Origin of the sequence: Pseudomonas sp. C9-3, from assembly GCF_032392015.1 — a bacterium.
Taxonomy (GTDB): Bacteria; Pseudomonadota; Gammaproteobacteria; order Pseudomonadales; family Pseudomonadaceae; genus Pseudomonas; species Pseudomonas nitroreducens.
In genome coordinates, this window is the sequence record NZ_CP135919.1 from 2890126 (window position 1) to 2896182 (window position 6057).

The following is a 6057-nucleotide window of genomic DNA, read 5'->3' on the forward strand; positions in this document are numbered from 1 at the left end:
GCATGAAAAACCCCGTGGATATCCCCGACCCCGATCCGCAAGTGACCCGCGAAGAGTCACTGGAGGAATGGGTGGACATCGAACCGGAGGACAGCCGGCAGGAACCCCACCTGTCCGCCGCCCACCAGGACGGCCTCAAGGATGATGGGGCCGCCTGAACGAGCCAGACACGCCAGCAAAATAACCGGGCCAGGTCGGCTCGAAGCGCATGCCGGTGCCGCCGTCAGTCCGAGCAGTCGGGCGGCTGCCGGCTTTTTCATGCCGGAGCGTTTCAACGCCCCTCCCGCCGGGCTGCGGGCAGGAAAGGACGCTGGGACGCCGGCCTTCAGCGCGCCAGGAACGGCGGCGGCGCGTCGACCACACCGGTCTCGTTGACGTATTGCTTATAGTGTTCGATCAGCGCCTCCAGGCGCGCAGGCTCGCGCTTGGCGAGGTCCCGCGTCTCGCCCGGGTCGCTGGCCAGATCGTAGAGCTGCCAGGTGGCCGGGCCGACCGGTGCCGGCAGGTACACTGCCTTCCAGTCGCCCTGGCGGATGGCGCGCATGCCGAACAACTCCCAGCCGGTGACGGTCTTCTCGTCGTGGGCCTGTTCGGTCTCGCCGGAGAGCCAGCCCAACCAGGACTTGCCGCGCACTTCGGCGACCTCGCGGCCGTGCCAGTGCTTGCCCGGATGGCGCACGCCGGCCAGGTCGAGGATGGTCGGAGTGATGTCCATCACGGTGGAGAACGAATGGCTGACCTCGCCCTGGCGTTTCAGCGCCGGGTAGCGCACCAGTGCGGGCACGCGAATGCCGCCCTCGGTGGTGAAGGCCTTGTACAGACGCGACGGCGCGGTGGCCGCCTGGGCCCAGCGCGGGCCGTACCAGATGTAGGAGTTGGCGCGGCCGATGTTTTCCAGGCTGTTGTCGTAGTGCTGGTCGAGGAAGCTCAGCAGGTCCGGGCCGAAGCGCGGGAAGGCCTCCAGCAGCGCGCCTTCGGCGCCGTTATCGGACATGAACAGGACGAAGGTGTTGTCCAGTTCACCCTGCTGGCGCAGGTACTCGACGACCCGGCCGACGTTCCAGTCCAGGCGCTCGACCATCGCCGCGTAGACCTCCATCGCCCGCGCCGATTTCGCTTTCTCCTCATCGCTCAGGCGCGCCCACTCCTTGCTGATCGCCAGTACCGGATGCGCCTGCACGTCGGCGTCGATCAGGCCAAGCTGCTTGAGCCGCTCCAGGCGTTCCAGGCGCAGCGCCTCGGGGCCGGCGTCGTAGCGGCCCCGGTACTTGTCGACCACCTCCTTGGGTGCCTGCAACGGCCAGTGCGGCGCGGAGAACGGCAGGTAGGCGAAGAACGGCCGGTTCTGGTCGCGCTCCTTGAGATAGTCGATCAGCTTGTCGCCGAAGGCGTCGGAGGAATAGAAGTCCGCCGGCAGCTCGTCGATGAACTGGTCGTCCTCGACGTACAGGGCCGGCGTGCCCTTGAGGATGCGCGGCGTGGTCTCGTCGTACGGCGGCTCGAAGCCATAGTGGTTGGCGGCGCCCGGCAGCAACGAGAAGGAACGCTCGAAGCCGCGCGCATGGGGCGCCTGTTCAAGCTTCAGGCCCAGGTGCCATTTGCCGGACAACAGCGTCTGGTAGCCGGCCTCGCGCAGCAGTTCGGGCAGCGCGACAACGCGGTCGTTCAGGTAACCCTCGTAGCCCGGCTTGCCTTCCAGCTCCGGCGTCAGCGCCTCGGCCATGGTGCCGATGCCGGCAATGTGATGGTCGGTGCCGGTGAGCAGCATCGAGCGCGTCGGCGAGCAGGTTGGCGCGGTGTGGAAGTCGGTCAGGCGCAAGCCTTCGAGGGCCAGCGCATCCAGGTGTGGCGTGGCGATCTCGCCACCAAAGGCGCCGAGGTCGGAGAAGCCGAGGTCGTCGGCAACGATGACGAGGAAGTTGGGGCGTTTGCTCATGGTCGGGCTCGGTAGGTGGGATGGGCTGTAGGAGCGAGCTTGCTCGCGAACATTCCAGAGCAGCCTGCTCGGAGAGCTTCGCGAGCAAGCTCGCTCCTACAAGGGCGGTTTCAGTGAATCAGCAGGCAAGAAACTCGAACGGCAGGTCTTCCACTCGCTTGAGCTGCGGCGCGACGTAGTCGCCCTCTCCCGTCAGCTCGTGCAGCAGCGCCTCGCGCTGGCGCAGGAAGTCGTAGCCGCCGCGCTCGCGCGGGTGCTCCAGCGGCACCTCGACGATGCGCTTGATCCGCCCCGGCCGCGGCGCCATCACCACCACGCGGTCAGCGAGGAACAGCGCCTCTTCCACGTCGTGGGTCACCAGCACCGTGGTGATGCGTTCGCGCTGGCGGATGCGCTGCAGTTCCTCCTGCAGTTGCTGGCGAGTCAGCGCATCCAGGGCGCCGAAGGGCTCATCCAGCAGCAGGATGCGCGGGCTGGCCACCAGCCCTCGGGCGATGGCCACGCGCTGCGCCATGCCGCCGGAGAGTTGGTGCGGGTAGGCTCGGGCGAAGGCCGTCAGGCCCACCAGCTGGAGATAATCGGCGACCCTGGCAGCCTTGCCAGTCTCGCTCAGCGGTTCATTGACCAGACCGAGGGCGACGTTCTGCTCCACGGTCAGCCAGGGGAACAGACGATGCTCCTGGAACACGATGCCGCGCTCGCCGCCGATGCCGTCGATGGGAGCGCCGTCGATGCGGATCTCGCCCTGGAACTCGCGATCGAGCCCCACCAGCAGGCGCAGCAAGGTGGACTTGCCGCAACCGCTGGCACCGACGATGGCGATGAACTCGCCGTGGGCGATCTCCAGGTCGAAGCGTTCGATGGCCTGCAGCTCGCGGCCGTCCACGGGGAAACTCTTGGCGACCTGGCGAAAGCTCACCAGGGCCGGGGAAGCGAATGCGTTCATGCGTGTCTCCAGCGCGTCACACGCGCTTCGATGCGCTGGCCGACGGCAGCCAGCAGAGCTCCAGTCAGGCCCACCAGCAACATGCCGGCGCCGACCAGGTCCATGCGGAAGAGTTGTTGCGCGCCGATCATCAGGCTGCCAATACCGCCGTCCGAGGGCATGAAGTATTCGGCGCCGATGGTGCCGAGCCAGGCGTAGATCAGCGCCAGGCGCACCCCGGCGAACACCGAAGGCGCAGCGCCGGGCAGCACCAGCCGGCGCAGCCGTTGCCAGGGCGACAGGCGCAGCGCGATGGCCGCCTCGGTCAGTTGCGCCGGCAGGCTGGCGATGCCGCGCTGGGTCGCCAGCAGCAGCGGAAAGAACGCAGCCAGGCCGACGAACACCACCTTGGCCAGCTCGCCCAGGCCGAACCAGGCGGTGAGCAGCGGCACCCAGGCGAAGATCGCCACTTGCCGCAGCGCCGCGAAGGACGGGCCGAGCAGCCGCTCCGCCGGGCGCCACAGGCCAAGCCCGAGGCCGAGCAGGAAGCCCAGCGAGCCGCCCAACAGCAATCCGGCGAGCGTGCGTTGCAGGCTGGCGAACAGTGCACTGGTCAGGCTGTTGTCCAGCAGGCCATCCCACAGTGCGACGGCCACTGATGCGGGGCTGGCGAGGATCGCCGGATCGACCCACTGCCCCACGCTCGCCGCTTGCCAGATCGCCAGCAGGCCAAGCGGCAGCAACCATGGCTGCAGAAACTGCCACCCCTGCCCTGCGCCGCTGCGACGGAGCGTTCCCCGGCGGAGCTCCCCGGCGGCCTGCTGCGGCCAGTGCACCAGGCGCCGGTCCAGGGCCTGGATGCCTCTGTCCATCGCCGCGCCGACCAGGCCGATGACCAGGATGCAGACGAACACGATGTCGAGCATGAACAGCTGCCGCGCCTGCACCATCAGGTAGCCGATGCCTTCGCTGGAAGCCAGCAGCTCCACGGCCAGCAGCGAGGTCCAGCCTTGCGCCAGTGCCAGGCGCACACCGGTAAGGAATGCGGGAAGCGCCGCCGGCAGGATCAACCGCCACAGCAGCAGGTGGCGTGGCAGGCGCAGCACGGCGGCGGCCTCGCGCAGGCGCGGCTGGGCATCGCGCACGCCGACGAGGGTGTGCAGCGTCACCGGCACGATGATGGCCTTGATCAGCACCACCAGCTTGAGCAGCTCGCCAATGCCGAAGAACAGCATGAACAACGGAATCCAGGCCAGGGTCGGGACCTGCGCCAGGGCACTGAAGGTGGGCAGCACCAGGCGCTCGGCAAGGCGGCTGAAGCCGAGCCAGGCGCCCAGTGCGAGCCCGCTGAAAATGCCAGCCTGCAGCCCCCAGGCGAGGCGCTTGAGGCTGACGCCCAACTGCTGCCACAGCTCGCCGGCGAGCAGCTCGCGGCCGGCCTGGAGGACCAGTTCCGGTGTCGGCAGAATCTGCGCGGACATCCAGTGGCGATGGCTGGCGATCCACCAGAGCACGCCGATGGTCAGCGGCAACAACCACGGCAAGCCGGCCTGGAGCCAGTGCCAGGACGGCCGCGAGAACCCCAGGCGCGGCGGGGGAAGAGCAAGGCGATAGGGCTTCGATATATTCTTCATTGGAATATTAATAGTATTTTCAATGCATTAATGAGCTAACTCAGGCCATTTAAGGGAAGCCCCCGGCGCTCATCCAATGCATTCGGCGAATATTTTTTATGCCGCCAGGGCATCTGCCGGCGAAGCCTTGTGGTTGTTCGCTTAGCTCGAAAAATTACTAAAAAATGTCTTTTTATTATTTTGTTGATGGAAAGCCCCATGCCTTTAGTGCAGGCGCCGGAGCCACATGCGCTCCCCCACTGCAGGAGGCAGGCGCCATGAAGGCCCTCACTGATCAATTGCTCTCCCTTTTCGCTGCGCCAGTGCTGGCCGGCCTGCTCGGCGCCTATCCGCTGGTGACCCAGGCCGCCGACCCGGTGAAGGAAATCCGCATCGCCGTACCAGACGTCAGCGCCGGGCAGAAGCATTCCGGCGGCGGCGTGGTGGACGTGCTCTACACCCGCCAACTGCTGGAAAAGGAATTCGCCGCCGACGGCATCCAGATCAAGTGGAGCTTCTTCAAGGGCGCGGGCCCGGTGGTCAACGAAGCCTTCGCCAACGGCCAGGTGGACTTCGCCTACCTGGGTGACCTGGCGGCGATCATCGGCAAGTCCAGCGGGCTGGACAGCCGCGTGCTGGCCGCCACCGCGCGCGGCGTCAACCATTACCTGGGCGTGCAGCCGGGTTCGGGAATCAAGACCCTGGCCGACCTCAAGGGCAAACGCGTGGGGATCTTCCGTGGCACCGCCAGCCAGCTGTCGTTCGACAACGCCCTGGCCAGCGCCGGGCTATCCGAGAAGGACCTGAAGGTGATCAACCTCGACTTCAGCGCCGCCCTCGCGGCCCTGGCGGCCAAGCAGATCGACGCCACCTGGGGTCTTGCCGGCCTGTTCGCGCTACGCGACAAGGGCCTGGCGGAAGTCCCCCTGAGCACCCACGACCTCGGTGGCGCCGGCACCCTGCAAGCGCTGCTGGTGGGCAACGGCGAGTTCGTCGACGCGCATCCGGACATCACCGAACGCCTGCTCAAGGTGCAGCTGCAGGCAGTGCAGTGGGCCAGCACGGAAGGCAACCGTGATGCGTTCATCGATCTGGTATCGCAGCAGGCCGGCTACCCGACGGTGATCTTCAAGAGCGAATTCCAGGGCCGGCCGCTGGTGGAGGTCCTGTCACCGAAGCTGGACGCCGATTTCCTCGGCCGCCTGGATGCGTCCATCACGGCAGCCAAGAGCTACGGCCTGATCCGCCGTGACTTCAAAGCCGCCGACTGGGCCAGCCCGGCGCTGCAGGACGCCGCCAGCCGTGAGGTGGGTGCGCAGCCGGTGGCAGCACTCCAATAGCCAACCCCGTGCTCTTCGTAGGAGCGAGCTTGCTCGCGAACCGCACTCTGCCGATATCCCGGCTCGGGCGGCGGAGGTTCGCGAGCAAGCTCGCTCCTACAGAGAAGCTCACCACCGCGCCGCAAGAAACTCCGTCACCCGCCGGTAGTAGCTCTCCACCTCCGGCACCAATATCGTAGGGCGCATAACGCGCCAGCGTTATCCGCCGCTATGTGGCCGGCGGATAACCTGTTCCAGGTTATT

Annotated in this window: 5 protein-coding genes; 2 read left to right on the forward strand and 3 right to left on the reverse strand. The window is 66.9% G+C overall.

The window, feature by feature from the left end; translation table 11 throughout:
* Positions 1–2 precede the first annotated feature (2 nt).
* Positions 3–158 carry a hypothetical protein gene (locus RS899_RS13010; protein ID WP_315810143.1) on the forward strand — a complete coding sequence of 52 codons (156 nt, stop codon included), beginning with the start codon at positions 3–5 and terminating at the stop codon, positions 156–158.
* A 167-nt stretch (positions 159–325) separates the two neighbouring features.
* On the opposite strand, the gene RS899_RS13015 is transcribed toward RS899_RS13010, so the two are convergent.
* The 3 genes from RS899_RS13015 to RS899_RS13025 all read right to left on the reverse strand — a co-directional run bounded on the left by RS899_RS13015 (position 326) and on the right by RS899_RS13025 (position 4495).
* The gene (locus tag RS899_RS13015; protein ID WP_315810144.1) at positions 326–1936 is read right to left on the reverse strand and encodes an arylsulfatase; all 1611 of its coding nucleotides are present in this window, start codon (positions 1934–1936) and stop codon (positions 326–328) included.
* A 118-nt stretch (positions 1937–2054) separates the two neighbouring features.
* Positions 2055–2882, reverse strand: a complete 828-nt coding sequence (locus tag RS899_RS13020) for an ABC transporter ATP-binding protein (protein WP_315810145.1) — start codon at positions 2880–2882, stop codon at positions 2055–2057.
* On the reverse strand, positions 2879–4495 hold the full coding sequence (locus RS899_RS13025) for an ABC transporter permease (RefSeq protein WP_409978063.1): 1617 nt from the start codon (positions 4493–4495) through the stop codon (positions 2879–2881). The genes RS899_RS13020 and RS899_RS13025 overlap by 4 nt, the downstream gene beginning before the upstream one ends.
* Before the next feature lie 257 nt (positions 4496–4752).
* Between RS899_RS13025 and RS899_RS13030 the strand changes: the two genes are divergently transcribed.
* Positions 4753–5814 (forward strand): ABC transporter substrate-binding protein, encoded by a 1062-nt coding sequence (locus tag RS899_RS13030; RefSeq protein WP_315810146.1) that lies wholly within the window; start codon positions 4753–4755, stop codon positions 5812–5814.
* Positions 5815–6057 lie beyond the last annotated feature (243 nt).